Origin of the sequence: Micromonospora sp. DT178 (genome assembly GCF_049841695.1) — a bacterium.
Classification (GTDB): Bacteria; Actinomycetota; Actinomycetes; order Mycobacteriales; family Micromonosporaceae; genus Micromonospora.
In genome coordinates, this window is record NZ_JBNCKV010000013.1 from 53438 (window position 1) to 68038 (window position 14601).

15 protein-coding genes and 3 pseudogenes are annotated in these 14601 nt (G+C 71.3%); 6 read left to right on the top strand and 12 right to left on the bottom strand.

The genetic code is table 11. The annotated features are described in order from the left end of the window. Positions 1-143: 143 nt before the first annotated feature. Both ACLQ22_RS22400 and ACLQ22_RS22405 read left to right on the top strand, forming a co-directional pair. On the top strand, positions 144-2252 hold the full coding sequence (locus ACLQ22_RS22400) for an Hsp70 family protein (RefSeq protein ID WP_425694042.1): 2109 nt from the start codon (positions 144-146) through the stop codon (positions 2250-2252). Between the two features lie 433 nt (positions 2253-2685). Beyond that, complete coding sequence (locus ACLQ22_RS22405; RefSeq protein ID WP_425694043.1) at positions 2686-3126, top strand: hypothetical protein; 441 nt, start codon at positions 2686-2688, stop codon at positions 3124-3126. Between the two features lie 365 nt (positions 3127-3491). Here the strand turns inward: ACLQ22_RS22405 and ACLQ22_RS22410 are convergent, their stop codons facing one another. Continuing rightward, entirely contained in the window at positions 3492-4418 is a 927-nt protein-coding gene (locus ACLQ22_RS22410; RefSeq protein WP_425694044.1) for an NmrA family NAD(P)-binding protein, read from the bottom strand. A 104-nt stretch (positions 4419-4522) separates the two neighbouring features. Here ACLQ22_RS22410 and ACLQ22_RS22415 point away from each other — a divergent pair, with 104 nt between their 5' ends. Further along, positions 4523-5092, top strand: a complete 570-nt coding sequence (locus ACLQ22_RS22415; RefSeq protein WP_357875691.1) for a TetR/AcrR family transcriptional regulator — start codon at positions 4523-4525, stop codon at positions 5090-5092. Between the two features lie 88 nt (positions 5093-5180). Here the strand turns inward: ACLQ22_RS22415 and ACLQ22_RS22420 are convergent, their stop codons facing one another. Both ACLQ22_RS22420 and ACLQ22_RS22425 read right to left on the bottom strand, forming a co-directional pair. Beyond that, positions 5181-5588: a hypothetical protein gene (locus ACLQ22_RS22420; RefSeq protein ID WP_425694045.1), complete on the bottom strand. Its 408-nt coding sequence runs from the start codon at positions 5586-5588 to the stop codon at positions 5181-5183. Further along, positions 5585-5743, bottom strand: a pseudogene (locus ACLQ22_RS22425) (IS5 family transposase); the annotation flags it as partial. The pseudogene ACLQ22_RS22425 and the gene ACLQ22_RS22420, both read right to left, overlap by 4 nt. Here ACLQ22_RS22425 and ACLQ22_RS22430 point away from each other — a divergent pair. Beyond that, entirely contained in the window at positions 5742-6113 is a 372-nt protein-coding gene (locus ACLQ22_RS22430; protein ID WP_425694046.1) for a hypothetical protein, read from the top strand. The pseudogene ACLQ22_RS22425 and the gene ACLQ22_RS22430 overlap by 2 nt on opposite strands. Positions 6114-6191: 78 nt before the next feature. On the opposite strand, the gene ACLQ22_RS22435 is transcribed toward ACLQ22_RS22430, so the two are convergent. From ACLQ22_RS22435 to rpmB, 7 genes and pseudogenes are all read right to left on the bottom strand, one after another. Continuing rightward, positions 6192-7133 (bottom strand): hypothetical protein, encoded by a 942-nt coding sequence (locus tag ACLQ22_RS22435; RefSeq protein WP_425694047.1) that lies wholly within the window; start codon positions 7131-7133, stop codon positions 6192-6194. A gap of 72 nt (positions 7134-7205) precedes the next feature. Continuing rightward, the gene (locus ACLQ22_RS22440; RefSeq protein ID WP_425694048.1) at positions 7206-8768 is read right to left on the bottom strand and encodes a WD40 repeat domain-containing protein; all 1563 of its coding nucleotides are present in this window, start codon (positions 8766-8768) and stop codon (positions 7206-7208) included. Positions 8769-8780: 12 nt separating this feature from the next. Beyond that, complete coding sequence (locus ACLQ22_RS22445) at positions 8781-9209, bottom strand: BTAD domain-containing putative transcriptional regulator (protein WP_425694049.1); 429 nt, start codon at positions 9207-9209, stop codon at positions 8781-8783. 103 nt (positions 9210-9312) lie between these two features. Next, a pseudogene (locus ACLQ22_RS22450) lies at positions 9313-9417 on the bottom strand (anchored repeat-type ABC transporter permease subunit); the annotation flags it as partial. Positions 9418-9478: 61 nt separating this feature from the next. Beyond that, on the bottom strand, positions 9479-9784 hold the full coding sequence (gene rpsN / locus ACLQ22_RS22455; RefSeq protein WP_425694050.1) for a 30S ribosomal protein S14: 306 nt from the start codon (positions 9782-9784) through the stop codon (positions 9479-9481). Continuing rightward, positions 9784-9951: a 50S ribosomal protein L33 gene (rpmG, locus tag ACLQ22_RS22460; RefSeq protein ID WP_013287204.1), complete on the bottom strand. Its 168-nt coding sequence runs from the start codon at positions 9949-9951 to the stop codon at positions 9784-9786. Before rpmG ends, rpsN begins: the two co-directional genes overlap by 1 nt. Continuing rightward, positions 9951-10187, bottom strand: coding sequence for a 50S ribosomal protein L28 (rpmB, locus tag ACLQ22_RS22465; RefSeq protein WP_121398048.1), 237 nt, complete (start codon positions 10185-10187; stop codon positions 9951-9953). Before rpmB ends, rpmG begins: the two co-directional genes overlap by 1 nt. Positions 10188-10427: 240 nt before the next feature. Here rpmB and ACLQ22_RS22470 point away from each other — a divergent pair, with 240 nt between their 5' ends. Together ACLQ22_RS22470 and ACLQ22_RS22475 are read left to right on the top strand one after the other, a co-directional pair. Next, positions 10428-11684: a CobW family GTP-binding protein gene (locus tag ACLQ22_RS22470; RefSeq protein ID WP_425694051.1), complete on the top strand. Its 1257-nt coding sequence runs from the start codon at positions 10428-10430 to the stop codon at positions 11682-11684. Positions 11685-11803: 119 nt separating this feature from the next. Continuing rightward, positions 11804-12963 (top strand): annotated as a pseudogene (locus ACLQ22_RS22475) (Vms1/Ankzf1 family peptidyl-tRNA hydrolase). Between the two features lie 583 nt (positions 12964-13546). On the opposite strand, the gene ACLQ22_RS22480 reads toward ACLQ22_RS22475, so the two are convergent. Next, positions 13547-13969 (bottom strand): ATP-binding protein, encoded by a 423-nt coding sequence (locus tag ACLQ22_RS22480; RefSeq protein ID WP_425694052.1) that lies wholly within the window; start codon positions 13967-13969, stop codon positions 13547-13549. Between the two features lie 122 nt (positions 13970-14091). Beyond that, positions 14092-14526 carry an STAS domain-containing protein gene (locus ACLQ22_RS22485; RefSeq protein ID WP_425694053.1) on the bottom strand — a complete coding sequence of 145 codons (435 nt, stop codon included), beginning with the start codon at positions 14524-14526 and terminating at the stop codon, positions 14092-14094. Positions 14527-14601 lie beyond the last annotated feature (75 nt).

Genomic DNA, 14601 nt, shown 5'->3' on the forward strand with positions numbered 1-14601 from the left:
GATGGCGCTGTTAACCAGCTATGACGTTTGTGCATGGTAGCGGGGACGGGCTCGGTGAGGAGACTCTGAGTATGTACGGGGTGGGTGTCGACCTGGGTACCAGCTTCACCGCCGCAGCGACCGCCTCCTCCTGGGCCCTGGACATGGTGCCGCTGGCCGGGCAGGCGATCGTCACCCCGTCGGTCGCCTACCTTGACGAGAAGGGCACGCTGCTGACCGGTGAGGCGGCCGACCGCCTCGGTCTGCAGGACCCCGGTCGGGCGGCGCGGGAGTTCAAGCGCCGCCTCGGTGATCCCACCCCGGTGATCCTGGACGGGGCGCCGTACTCCCCCACCGCCCTGATGGCAGCCCTGCTCCGTTCCGTGGTGGACACCGTCAGCGAGGCCCAGGGCGGCCCGCCCGACCGGATCGTGCTGACCCATCCGGCGGTGTGGGGCCCGTACCGACGCGAGCAGTTCGCCGCCATCCCGCACCTGGCCGGCCTGCCCCGCCCGCAGGCCGAGCCGGGGTCCGTGACCGGGTCGGACGGCCCGATCGTCATCACCACCACGGAGCCGGTGGCTGCGGCCACGTACTACTGCTCCACCCAGCCACTGCCCCCGGACGGCCTGCTGGCGGTCTACGACCTGGGCGGGGGCACATTCGACAGCGCGGTGGTACGCAACGGCCGAGACGGGTTGGAGATCATCGGCACCCCCGAGGGCATCGAATGGCTCGGCGGCGCCGACTTCGACCAGGCGATCGTGGACCACGTCGACCGCCAGCTGGACGGTGCGATCACCGCGCTGGACCCGACCGATCCCGGTACCGCTTCGATCCTGGCCACCCTGCAGCGCGACTGCATGCTCGCGAAGGAGGCGCTGTCCACCCGCGAGCAGGCGGAGATCACGGTGCCGCTACCCGGCTCGGTCCGGCACGTGACCGTGACCCGGAAAGCGTTCGAGCAGATGATCACGCCGTCCGTGGAGACCACCATCGAAACGTTCCGGCGGACCCTGACCGCCGCCGGCATCACCCTGCAGGACCTCACCGCCGTGCTTCTGGTCGGCGGATCGTCCCAGATCCCCCTGGTTACCCAGTTGCTGCGGGACACTCTGCGGCGACCTATCATGATCAATACCCATCCGAAGCACGCGGTCGCGCTGGGCGCCGCGATGCTCAGCGCCGACGCCCGCGCGGAGCACGGCATCCCGGCGCCCCGGCGGCCCAAGCCCGGCGCGCCGGCCACCATGGCGGTCCGGACCGGCGCTCCACCCACGGCGGCAATGGGTGACAGCGGCGAGCCCTCGGCCGCGGGCGCGGGCACAGCCGCGGGCGCGGGCACAGCCGTGGACGCGGGCACAGCCGTGGACGCGGACACAGCCGTGGACGCGCCGGCGCCCAAGACGAGGCGCGGCGCGAAGCACCGGGCGCAGCCGCCGGCCACGTCGGTACGCCCGGTCAGCGGCCCGGCCGGACGCACCCCCCCGGCGGCCGTGCCGCCCCCGGCGCGGCGGCGGTGGTCACGGCTCGCGATCGCGCGCGTCGTCGTCGCGCTGGTCGTGGTCTTCGGCCTGCTGGGCATAGGGATCGTGTTCGGCAACGGCGCCCCGAGCGACCGGCCGCAGATGTCCAACGCAACGTCCGGGACCGACGTCCCGGACGGTCGGCCGCAGACACCCAGCGCAACGCCCGGAACCAACGCCCCGAGCGGCCGGCCGCAGACACCCAGCGCAACGCCCGGAACCAACGCCCCGAGCGGCCGGCCGCAGACACCCAGGGCAACGGCCGGAACCAACGCCCCGAGCAAACGGCCAATGCTCAAACTGGAGGACGTCCAAGTACACAGACCGTCGAAGCTGACTACGGTCCGCCCCGCGGTAGTAGGTACCAAGCATTTCATCGACCGGCCGCCCGTCTTCACCAGCGTTCCCGCCCCGCTCACCGGAGCAGTGCTGATCCCCGGCGCCAGCGACGACAAGCGACTGACCTCCCCGGCGGACTACCTGGTCTTCGACGTCGCACACGACGCCACCGTGTACGCCGCCTTCGACAGACGCGGAGCACCGGACGTGGACAACTGGTGGCCGGCGTGGCTGAACCAGCAGGGCTTCAAACGCACCAGCATGATCATCCCAACCAACGACAAGGACCAGCGCCACTTCGTCGTGTTCGCAAAAAAGGTGCCGGCGGGACGCGTCACACTCGGGCCAAACGCGGCGACAAGCCAGTTTTCAACCGGCTACATCACGCTCGTAATCACTGAGGAATGACAATTCCGTCACAAGGTTACTGAACGCCCCTCACCGGACCGGGCTGCCGGTCCCGCAGCGGTCAGGCCTCGGAATGAGGCTGTCCATTCTCGACTAGGTGCCCATCACCAAGCACACACCCGCTACCACGGCCGTCGAGAGTGGGTTACGGCTGGCCGTCGAGGCCGAGGAGCTGGGCTATCACCGGATCTGGTTTGCCGAGCATCACCGCTCGAGATCGTTTGCTAGGCGGTGTCTTCAAAGGATCCTGGTGTCGGATGATGTAGCGCGTGGGTCGTCGTTACGGGTTGTCTGACGTCGAGTGGGAAGCCCTGTCGAGGTACCTACCGTCGGCGGTGACCGGCGGTCGACCACGGGTCGATGATCGGCAGGGTTCAGGGTTCGAGTACCTGGCGGCCCCAAAGGAGCTGATCGAGAACTAGTATCCGATGCCGTGACGGAGATCATCGAGAGGGTTCTCATCGACGGCGACGCCGAACAGGTGGACGGGTACCTCGGCAACTTCAGGAACACCGCTGTGATCGACTGGCGGGCGGACGACACCGAAGTCGTCTGGGACTTCGGCCGATTCCTCGACGAGGGCGACGAACTGGGATCGGAGCACGCCGACGATGGGCTCACCATCACCTACAACGGGATCTCCCACCAAGTGATGCTGCCGGGGACGTTGGCCAACCGGTACGAGACGATCCGTGCCGTCATCCGGATCCTCGCTCCGAAGTACGGCGCGCGACTCGTCCGCGACTCGTACTACTCGGACACACACGTGTTCCTCGTACGCCATGCGGCCTGGTGGGCCGAGTTGGACCGCCACCACCCGGAGCGCGCGGCCGAGCTGTTCCAGCCGGTGACGGCGGAACTGGACTTTCCCTAACTTCAAAGGTTCACAGCCATTGCAGTAGCGCGGCGATGGTGATGGTGGCCTGGTACGAGGTAGCGGTCTTGATGCCCCTATGGATGTCAAGTAGTCGATGGCTGGCTGTGCCTCGGGGTTCGGGCGATGAGGTCGTAGGGGCGGTTCGAAGATCTTGAGTAGACCTATGCTTTGCGTCCGCTTGTAGATCGTTCGGATGGGTTGGGACTGCAAAAATAACTTGACACTCCCTTCCCACGAAGTCCCGGGCGATCATCGCCGGTACGGCGGTGCCGTACCGGCGATGATCGCGGGACCGTGGCAGCGCCCGGGAGCGCTGAGGATGACGGCTGGACCGGTGGACAGAGCGAGTGCCCCGGGCCGGGTCAGGCTGTGGCCCGGAGGTGTTCGTGCGTCCATTCCTCGAAGGTCGTGAGGGGGATGCCGAGGGCTCGGGCGAATTCCGGGCGGGCGGGTTGCCCGGCCACGTTCATGTATGCGTGTGAGACGCCTGCCCACGCCGGCATTCCCGCGGCGATCGCTTCCTCCTCGGTCATCTCCGGCGCGGTCAGCTCGGTGCCCAGTGCACGGGACAGGATCTTGGAGATTTCCGTCATGGTCAGGTAGTCGCTGGCCAGTTCCAGCTCGACCCCGTTGAACCGATCGGGTTCGGCGATGGCCGCGGCGGCCGCACTGCCGATGTCATCGACCGCGACGAGGGAGAGCCGGGTCTGCGGCTTCAGCACAGTCGCCAGGCCGCCCTCGACGCCCCGGGGGAAGAGGTACGCCGAGGAGGGCAGGAAGTTCTCCATGAACCAGCCCGGCTTGATGAGCGTCCAGTGCGTGAAGCCCGCCTCGCGTACCCGGTTCTGGATGCTGGTCTTGGTGGCGAAGTAGGGCTCCAGGGGCGCCCAGCGCCCTTCGGCCCAGCCGGTGGTCTCGGTGTGCTGTCCGGCGCCGGAGACGGACGTGTGCACGAACTGCGGCACTTTCGCGGCCAGCACGCCCTCGATCAGGTTGACGGCCTGGATCAGCTCACCCTCGAAGTCGATGGAGGCCCCGTTCATCGCGGGCATCTGCACCGAGAAGACGGCTCGGGCTCCTTGCGCGGCCCTGACCAGCGAGTCGCGATCGTCGAGGTCACCGATGACCAGTTCGGCACCGAGCGCTTCGACGGCCCTCGCCCGGTCGGTGGCGGGGTTGCGGACCAGCGCCCGGACGGGAACGCCCGCCGCGAGCAGGGCACGGGTGGTGGCGCCACCCTGCTGTCCGGTGGCGCCGATGACCAGGACGGGTGCGGGATCGGTGGGCATGAGGGCTCCTCCTGGATTGCGTGGCTATTAAACGGCGGGCCCCACCGTTTGCGCTTGGGTACTATACGGAGGACCCCGCCACTTAGCAAACCTCGAGGTGACCAATGCCAGTCCAGCGTGCAGACGCCCGGCGCAACTACGCGCGCCTGCTCGCCGTGGCCGAGCAGGAGATCGCCGCGCACGGCGCCGACGCATCCCTGGAACAGATCGCCCGCCTTGCGGGAGTCGGGTCAGCCACGGTGCGCCGGCACTTTCCCAGCCGCCACGCACTGCTGGAGGCGGTCTTCCGTGAACGGATCGAGACCCTGTGCGCGCACGCCCGCAACCTGGGCGGCAGAGCCGATACCCGGGCCGCGCTGCTGGAATGGCTCAGTGCCGTCACCGCGTCCGCCGCGACCATCCGAGGACTGGCCATCGCACTGACCCGCGACAGCGCGGCGGACCCCGCCGAGGCGCACGAGCACTGCGCTTCGGCGCAGCTCACCGAGGCGGGCGAACCACTGGTACGCCGCGCAACGGACGATGGCGCGCTGACGCCCGGCGTGACCATCACCGACCTGATCATGCTGATCACCGGTATCGCCCTGGCCACGGAACACCATCCGGACCCCGCTACCGAGGCGGACCGACTACTCGCCCTGACCGTGGTGGGAGTCAGTCCCCGTCAGAGGTGAGCGCAGAGCGTACGGGTGTTGGTTGGCGCACGCCGCGAACCTGTCAAGGCGGTGCCCTCACACAGATGTCAGAGGGCGCTTCGGAAGTTCAGGTACGTTTCGGGGCGAGTATGAATACTCCGGGCTTGTCTTCGGTCAGGATCTGACGGTTGACCATGCGTTTCAGCTTCGCGCGGGCGCCTTCGACGTGCTTTGGTGAGGGCTCTACCCCGAGCGCGATGCAGATGTCCTTGGCTCGCATGCCGGTGGCCGTGGTGTCGAGAATGGCCAGGATCTGCTGGTACGGGGCGCTGGCGATGGTCGGATCATCAGCGGTGAACTCGGCTGCGGTGAGCCCGCGCAGTGTGGTGCGGGTGGTCACCAGGTCGGCCAGCTCACGCTCGATCTGGGCGAGTTCAGCGGTGAGTGTGGTGATCTGCTCCCCCAGCCGGTTGGCGGTCTGACTCGCGGTGGCCTCGCGTTCGGCGATGAGGTCGAGGATCGTCGGAAGGTTCACCGGTGCCGCCAGGACGGGGTGCTGGTCCCGGTCAGCCGTCGGACCATGTTGACCATCGACGCCCACAGGGTACGCGACACCGATGACTCCGGTCGGCTCTCGTACTCACGCACGAGACGGCGGTGCAGCATCAGGGCGCCGTTGACCTGCTCGATGCTGCGACTGGAGGCAGGGCGCGACCCGCTCAACAGCGGCCTGACCGCCCTGATCGGCGAACTGTCGACGCTCAGCCCGCAACTCCGCCAGGACTGGGCTGAGCAGGACGTCCACGAGCACCGCACTGGTCGCAAGGTGTACCGCCACCCGCAGGTCGGCGCGATCGACATCCTTCGACGTCCTCGGGCTGCCCGGCGAGCCAGGCCTCTCCATCGGCACGTACAGCGTCGAGGAAGGCACCGAATCCGCCGACAAGCTCGCCTTGCTCGCTTCCTGGGCAGCCACCCAGGAGTTCGCGAACCGGCGTCACCTCCGACCCCGCGCAACAGATCCGGCTTGACCCTCACTCTGCGGGAGGCCGGAGGGTAGGTGCATGAGTGACTACTACGACGCCTTCGAGATGAGTCCCGTGCCCGCCCCCGGTCCGGACGCGGTCGCGCCGGCGGCTCACCCCGGGCTGGGCGGCGGGCAGCTGCTCCCGGCGTAGGCGAAGAGGGAGTCGGTCGCGCTCGCCCGGATCGATCTGTGCCGAAACATCGAGTCGGTGTCGATGATCGGGGCCGAGGCCAGCGGGTCCGGGTGCACCGGGCAGGCGTCGATACGGTCGAGCAGCCACACCCGCTGCCCGCTCGGACCGGTGCCGGTGCTGAAGGACAGGCTCAGGGCGGTGGTGCCGATGTACCGCGGCACCGGCACCTCCTCCGGTGGCCGGGTCAGGCAGGACGGGGTCGTCTCGACTACCCGGACGTCGATCACCGTGACGCCGCCCGGCGCGGCGCTCACCCGCACCGTCGAGCGCTGCGGGCGCACCTCGATGCGCTGCGAGTCGTCCCAGAAGCCCGCCGGTGGCCCGGAAGCGGACGGGGAGGGCGTGGGCGTCGTCGGGCCGGTCGGCAGCACCGCCCGGCAGGACCGGACGGCCCGGTTCGCCGCGCGGAGAGCGGCGGCGTGGTCGTCGTCGCGGTGCAGTGCGCTGAGGTACGGCCCGACGTCACCGCCGGGGACCTGGGCGCCGAGCAGGACGAACAGCCGGTCCAGGTAGGCGTCGACCAACGCCGGACCCGGGCGGACCTCGTCGGCCGGTATCGACAGCAGGTGCCGCAGCCCCACCGGGCAACGGCTGGCGAAGGACGGCATGTTGATCACCATGGCCGCAGCGGAGATCGGGTCGTTGCACGCCCGTTCGAACAGGGCCCGCTCCTCCTCACGCTGCTGCTGCTCCAACGAATCGGACCGCCGCTCGATGTACCAGGTGGCCGTCGAGGCCAGGCCGAGGAGGACCGCGGTCAGCACAGCGGCGACCGGCCGGACGGGCCGGCCACCCGGGTGATCGCCGCGGGAACCGGACCGGGCGTCTCCGGCGTCGGCGGTGCGGCCTGCGTCACCCATGCCCGACTCCCCTGATCGTCGCGCCCGAAGCAGCAGGGGCCCCCGACCGGAGCCGCTGCCCAGCGAACCCCATCAGGAGTTCTTCTCGGTCTCGGCGAGGGACCGCAGCGCCGGCCGGAGCCGGATCTGCTGGACCGCCCGGTCGTACCCCGCGAGCATCAGGAACGCGTCGTCGCCGGTGCCGAGCTGGCACATCGACCGGATCCAACCCGTCGAGTCGAGCAACATGCTGATCACCGAGCCAGTGCCCAGCGAGCCCCGGCGCGCCATCCTCGCCGGGTCCCACAGCGTGACGCCGACGCCGTCCCCAGCGGCGGCCAGGAGCACCTCACCATCCATCTCCACGGCACAGAGCGCGTACCGGGGAGCCCCGTCGTCGAAGGAGCCGAGGCCCTCACCCGTAGCCGGGTCCCACAGGACCACGGTCCCGTCGCCGGCAGCTGAGGCGAGCCGGACCGCGCCATCGACGGTGACCGCGCAGAGTGCGTTGACGCCGCCCCGCTGGGCGCCCAGTTGACCGACGAGCCGCAGCCGCACCGGGTCCCACAGCCGGACGACGCCGTCCGCGTAACCGGCCGCGAGCAGGAGCTGACCGTCCACCGCCACGGTGCACAGCGCCCGGACGGACGGGCGCATCTCACGGCCGACGGCCCGGAGCTGACGGCCGGTCTCGGGCTCCCAGTACCGTATCCCCCGGTCGTCCCCACCGGAAGCGAGCAGGACGGTGTCGCCGGCCGGCACGGCGCACAGGGCGTTCACCGGCCCCCGGTGGCCGGCGAGGGCGTGCACCGCCTCACCGGTCGCGGGATCCCACAGGTGCACGGCCTCGCCGTAGCCGGCGGAGGCGAGCAGCACGCGCTGCGGGGTCTCGACCACGCAGACCGCCCGCACCAGGCCGGGCGTGAGGCGGTCGAGGTACGGCAGGATGCGCTCCGGGATCGGGCTCGGCAGCAGACCCGCCAGCTCGACCAGCACGCCGGCGGATCCCATCACCCGCAGCTCCCTGCCGGCGCGCGGATCGCCGACCCCGACGAGGTGGCCGATCCCGCCGTACGCGACCTGGAGGTGGCCGTCCACGGGCACCGGCGTCACGCTGGCGTGCCACGGCCTGGTCCACGCCAGAGCCGTGCCCATGACCAGCGTGCCGCCCGCGACTAGGCCGCCCAGCAGCGCGCCCGGCCACCGCTGCGCCGACTGCACGCCCGGCACCAGCGCGACGGCGGCGAGGTACCAGAGCAGCGGCACCGCGAACCGTGCCGCTAGCCGCGCCACGCCGAGGACGTCCGGCGGGAACGGCTCCGCCCGCAGGGCGCGTCCGCCGCCGCGCAGCAGGGAGACGAGCAGCACCAGCGCCATGACGATCCCCCCGATGACCGCCGCCAGGCCGGGGCCGTCGGTGAACGACGTCAGCAGGGCAAAGGCGACGACAGTGGCGAGGAGGCCACTGATCCACGGCGGCACGTGCGTCAGGACGAGGCGGAGCAGCCGCAGGGTCGCCGCCGCTCCGACGGAGGTGACCAGCGCGACCGCCGCCAGCGGCCAGAACCCATCAACCCGCAGGGCGTCCGGATAAGCCCATCGCACCACGGACAGCGCCAGCAGTGTCACGACGACCGGCAGTACGAGTCTCCCCATGATGCGATGACCTCACAGCCCAGGTGCCCGACCGAGCCGGGCATCGACAATGGTCGAGCGGAACGCGTGTCCAATTGTGACAGCGGGTCGCCACCTGCCGGCCGCGGCCCGGCCCCGGGCCCACCAGCGACGCGGCCGGCACGCGCCCACCGCTCGTCTAGTCGGACCACCACGGCTCCGGGACGAGGCTGCATACGCGGTCAGCGCGTCGCCGGCCTGGCCGGACCGGTACAGCGCGAGCATCAGCTGCGGGACGAGCCCTTCGGCGGTGGGCTGTTCGGCGACCCAACCGGCCAGCTCGGTGGCCGCCTCGACGTGCCGGCCTTCCGCCAGTGCCCGCCGCGCCCAGCCAGCAGTCGCTCGCTCGTGACCGACCGGCCACGCGCGGCGAGCAGTGCCCGTGGTTTCGGCGCCAGGGCCGCCTCGCCGTCCGGCGCGCACACCCGCACCGGGCCCAGTACCTCGAACCGCACGCGCACCTCCGCCTCGTGTCTGGCGCAATCCTGGCGACGCCGGTCAAGCTTCCCGCCGGATCGGCCAGGGGTGAAGACCGGCGCCGCCGCCTGGTCAGCAGGCCGTGTCGTGGGGCGATCAGCCAGGCCGTGAGGAAGACGGCGGTGGCGACCAGGACGATGCGCCGCGCGCGCGGTGGTGCAGGTGGCGGTGATCCGCGCGGTGGCCTCCCGCGTCGCGGGCGGGGCGCGGCGACGTCACCACGACGCCTTGCGCACCCCGGGCAGCTCACCGCGCAGGGCCAGCTCGCGGAACCGCACCCGGGACAGCCCGAACCGGGACAGCACGCCGCGCGGGCGGCCGTCGATCTGGTCGCGGGAGCGCAGGCGTACGGGGCTGGAGTCCCGGGGCAGGCGGCTGAGTCGGCGCGCCGCCTCGGCTCGTACGTCCGGGTCGGTGTCCGGGTGGCTGACCGCCCGCTTCAGCTCGCCCCGCGCCTCGGCGTGCCGGGCGACGAGGCTCTCGCGGCGCGCCTGCCGACGGCCGAGGCTCTTGCGGGCCATCAGCGCGCCTCGCGGAACTCGACGTGCCGGCGTACGACCGGGTCGTACTTGCGCAGCACCAGCCGGTCCGGGTCGTTGCGGCGGTTCTTGCGGGTCACGTACGTGTAGCCGGTGCCGGCGGTGCTGCGCAGCCGGACGATCGGGCGTACGTCGGTCTGCCGGGCCATCAGAGCCGCACTCCCCTGCCGCGCAGTTCGGCGACCACGCGCTCGATGCCCTTGCGGTCGACGGTCTTCAGGGCCTTCGCCGTCAGGGTCAGGGCGACCCACCGTCGCTCGGACGGCAGCCAGTAGCGGTGGTTCTGCAGGTTCGGGTTCCAGCGGCGGCGGGTGCGCCGGTGGGAGTGGGACACGGCATTGCCGAAACTCGGCCGCGCGCCGGTGACGTCACAACGTCTGGACACAGTGATCGCTCCTTGCTCAGGTGGTTCACGCTAACGACAACGGTTTTCATTTTTACATCATCCGTTCGGGCGGATCCGCGCCGGGTCGCGAGGGCGGGCCCCGACGCGGCGGCCGACACGCGCAGGGGCCACCGACACCGGCGAAGCCACGCGACCGGCCGGGACGGGGGACGCGACTCGCGCCGACAGCCGTCGTCCGCCTAGAATGACAATCGTTTTCATTAAGCCGAGAGGAACATGATGACGTCGTCCCCGCAGGCCCCGATCCGCGTCGAGACATCCGACGCCGGTACCCGCCCGTCGCTGACCGTGCTGTCCGGGTTCTGGCCGGCGGCGACCTTCGCCGTCGCCCGTACGCTGCTCGCCGCCGACCCGTCGCTGCTGCTGGTGCGACACGACCTCGCCGGCATCCGCGACGGCGTCGTCCGCCGGGTGGTCCGCACCGGCACCGGCATCGTCGAGGACGAGCGGATCGCCCTGGCGCACGGCTGCGCCTCCTGCACGCTGCGGGAGGACGTGCTGCCCACCCTCGTCCGGCTCACCCGGGACAACCCCGGCCACGATCTGGTGCTGATGCTGCCCGAGGTGGTGGAACCCGAGGCGGTCGCCGCCGCCTGCGCCCACCACCTCGTCGACGGCACACCGGTCACCGACCTCATCCGCGTCGACTCCTACGTCACCGTCCTCGACGCCGAGCACCTGCTCGACGGCCTGGCCAGCACCGACGACCTCGCCACGCTCGGCATCCAGGCCGCGGAGGACGACCACCGCGGGCTCGCCGACGTCGTGGTCCGGCAGATCGAGTACGCCGACACCCTGGTGCTCTGGGGACGGTCCCGGGAGGGGGAGTTCGACACCGGCAGGATCACGGTCCTGCTCCAGCGGATGGCGCCGTGGGCGGCGCACTTCCGGGTCGACGGCGATCTCGTCGACGCCGACGCGCTCACCCGCCAACTGCGCCACACCCACCGGCACCGGCCGGAGACCCCCGGCGTCCTCGCCCGGGGCCTACAGGGCTACACCCTCGGCACGCACGAGCCGGAGCCCGACTGCGGAATCGTCTCCGCCGTCTTCCGCGGCCGCCGCCCGTTCCACCCCCAGCGCTTGCACGACATCCTTGAAGAGGTCAACGCCGAGGTCATCCGCTCCCGGGGCCACCTCTGGCTGGCCAGCCAACCCGACACGGTCGTGGCCTGGGAGTTCGCCGGCGGCGGCCTGGCGATGGGATCCCTCGGGCACTGGCTGGTGAGCCTGCCCGAAACCGGCTGGGAGCACGTGTGCGACCAGCGCCGGCTCGCCGCCGCCCTGGAGTGGGACCCCTACTACGGCGACCGGCACCAGCACCTGGTCTTCATCGGCCTCGACGTCGATCCCGTCGAGCTGCACCGCGCCCTCGCCGGCTGCCTGCTGACCGACGCCGAACTCGCCGACGGCGAGGAGACCTGGCGGACCTACCACGACCCGTTCGCCGGCTGCTTCCCCCTCGGTACGGAGTAGCTGACCGACGCCGAAGGAATGACCGCCCGCGCCGCCGAGATTGCCTCCGTCCCCCTTCGGGACGTGACGCCGGGAGATGTCGAGGTAGGAGTTCGGGAGGAACGACGAGAGGTGTTGACATGAACCTGCGTTTTCTGCGACCGCTGTTCGACCAGCCCGGCCCGTGGGCGTCGGTCTACCTGGACGCCAGCCGGGCCGGCGAGAACGCCGACCACGAGGTGGAACTGCGCTGGCGGGCGCTGCGGGAGGACCTGGCCGGCCAGGGCGCCGACCCGGCCACCCTGGACGCACTCGACGGGGCGGTCCGTGACCGGCCCACCCGGCCCGGCCGGTACGGGTTGGCGCTGTTCGCCCGCGCCGGGCAGGTCGCCCTGGTCGAGCCGCTACCCGCTCCCCCACCGAGCGACGAGGCGCAGCACGGCCCCCTGCCACACGTCATGCCGCTGCTCGCCCAGCGCGGCGAGGAGGTTCCGCATGTCCGGGTACTCGCCGACCGTACCGGCGGCGACCTCGACGCGATCACCGCCGACGGCACGCTGCGGCAGCGCACGGTCGAGGGCGGCGAGACCTTCCCGCTGCGCAAGGTGCAGGTCGGCGGCTGGTCGCACCGGCGCTACCAGCAGGCGGCCGAGGTGTCCTGGCAACGCAACGCCGGCGACGTGGCCGCCGCCACGGTGGATCTCGCCGAGTCCGTCGGCGCCGAGGTGATCGTCGTCGGAGGGGACGTCCGGGCGGCACAGTTGTTCGTGGAGCGGCTGCCCGTCCGCTGGCGCGACCGCACGGTCCGCACCGACGCCGGCTCCCGGCACGCCGGAGCCGACAACTCCGCCCTCGACGACGTGACCGTGCAGGCCATCGCCGAGGTGGCCGACCGCCACGTCCGCGACGTCGTCGACCGCTACCAGGCCCAGGCCGGCGACGGTACCGCGCCGACCGGGCTGGCCGAGGCTCGACCGGCTCGTCGACTCCGGCAAGTCGGTCATCGTCGGTGGTGGCCGGGCTCCAGCGCGGGCAGGTCGACACCGTGTTGCTGGTCAACGACGCCTCCTCCACCGACACCCTCTGGATCGGTCCGGACGACCCCACCTCCGTCGCGGCCGACGAACAGGCACTGCGCGCCCTCGGCGTGCAGAACCCCCAGCGCGTGCGCGCCGACGCCGCACTGCTACGCGCCATCGCCGGCACCGACGCCGAACTCGTCCTCGTCGGGCCCGACGAGGCACCACTGAAGCACGGCATCGGCGCCGTCCTGCGCTACGCCGACGCCAGCACCCCCTGAGGCCGGCGGATCGACCACCCGACGGGCTCGCCGACCGGGGAGACGAGCCGCAGCAGCGCGACGACGCCCGACTCGAGCGGCGGGGCTCCGGCCACGCCCCGTCGAAGGGCGGGTGCCCGCCGGTCGACCGTTCGGCCGCGGGCACCCGCCGGACTGCTCGGCGAGGCCGAGGCGATGGCCTCACACGCCCGCCGCGACTGCCCCGTCCCACCCGCCGGCCTGCCGGACGGGCAGTGGCGGAGCCGCCGATCGGGCACCACGCTCATCGCTGGGTCAAGCCGCGCGCCCATCTCATCCCAGGTGGGAGGTTGGCACGTGGTTCCCCACTCTTCGACAACGGATAGTCCGTCGGCGACCGGGACGCACCGGGTGCCGGGGCGCGACATTCATCTCGTCAGCGCCACCGGTTCCACGTCCGCGGAGCCCACGGGGTAACCGCACGGGTCCTGCGCATCACCGGCGCCGAGGCCTTCCTGTCGGGCGACGGGAGTCCGCGGCGGACCGGGCGGGAGGAAGCACGGCCGGTCGGCCGTCCGACGACAGCCCTGCCGGGGAAGGCCCGCGCCCCCGTCACCGTCACGACCTAGGTGAGCGGCACCTCGTACCACACCACCTTGCCGGACGGCTGTGGCGTGCAACCCCATGCCCCGGCCATGGTGTCGACCAGCCAGAGGCCTCGACCGCCGATCGCCTCGAAGTCCGGGCGGGTGAGCACCGGCAGCACCGGGTTGGAGTCCGAGACCTCCACCCGCACCCGGTGCTGGTCGGCATCCAGTTGCAGGCACAGCGGCGGCGGGCCGTGCCGTACCGCATTGGCGAGCAACTCGCTGGTCAGCAACACCACCGTGTCGCAGACCTGGAACGGCACCCCCCACCGGCTCAGGTGATCGGCCACGAACCGGCGCCCCTCCACACACGCCGTGGCCGCCGTGGGCAGATGCGGCAACACCGCCATGCGGCTCGCGGCAGTCGGCCGGGAGATGGAGTCGAGGGGGTCGTACGTCACACCAGGTCCAGAGGCGAACGCCCGCAGCGGGGCGTCGTGCCTCACAGGCGCCCGACCCGTCGCCACCAGTCGGCGGCACACCCCGACAGTGTGACACCGGTTGCCGAACGCCGACCACACACCTACAGCCAGTCCCCACCCACCGGCTGGCCCGGAGCCGCAGATCGTCGGTCCCCCGCAACCCTGATGATCGGCGGCACCGTCGTCTCCTCCGTGTCCATCCGGATGTGGGCCACCGTCAGCAGTCGGGTGACGCACGGGGCGGCATCGCGCAGGGTCAGCCTGACGTCGACGCGGGTGGCGGCGCGCTGCGCTCTCAGCAGAGCGGTGATGCCGTGCGCGCTGAAGAACGTGACCTTCGAGAGATGGAGTACGAGCCGCACGGGCTTCCGGGCGACCACCTGTTCGGTCAGATCGGTGATGAGGTGCGCGGTGCTCATGTCGACCTCGCCGCAGACGGCGATCACCGCCACCGGGCCGTCGCTTTCCAGAGCCACTGTCATGATCGGTTCGGCGAGCTGAGTCCGGTGCTCGGAGGGCCGTTCGATGCTGGACATGGCGCTCCCGATCTGGTGCATCGGTCAAGGTCGTCCCGCCACGGCGTTCGAAGCGCGGTTGGCGGACCGGGCGCG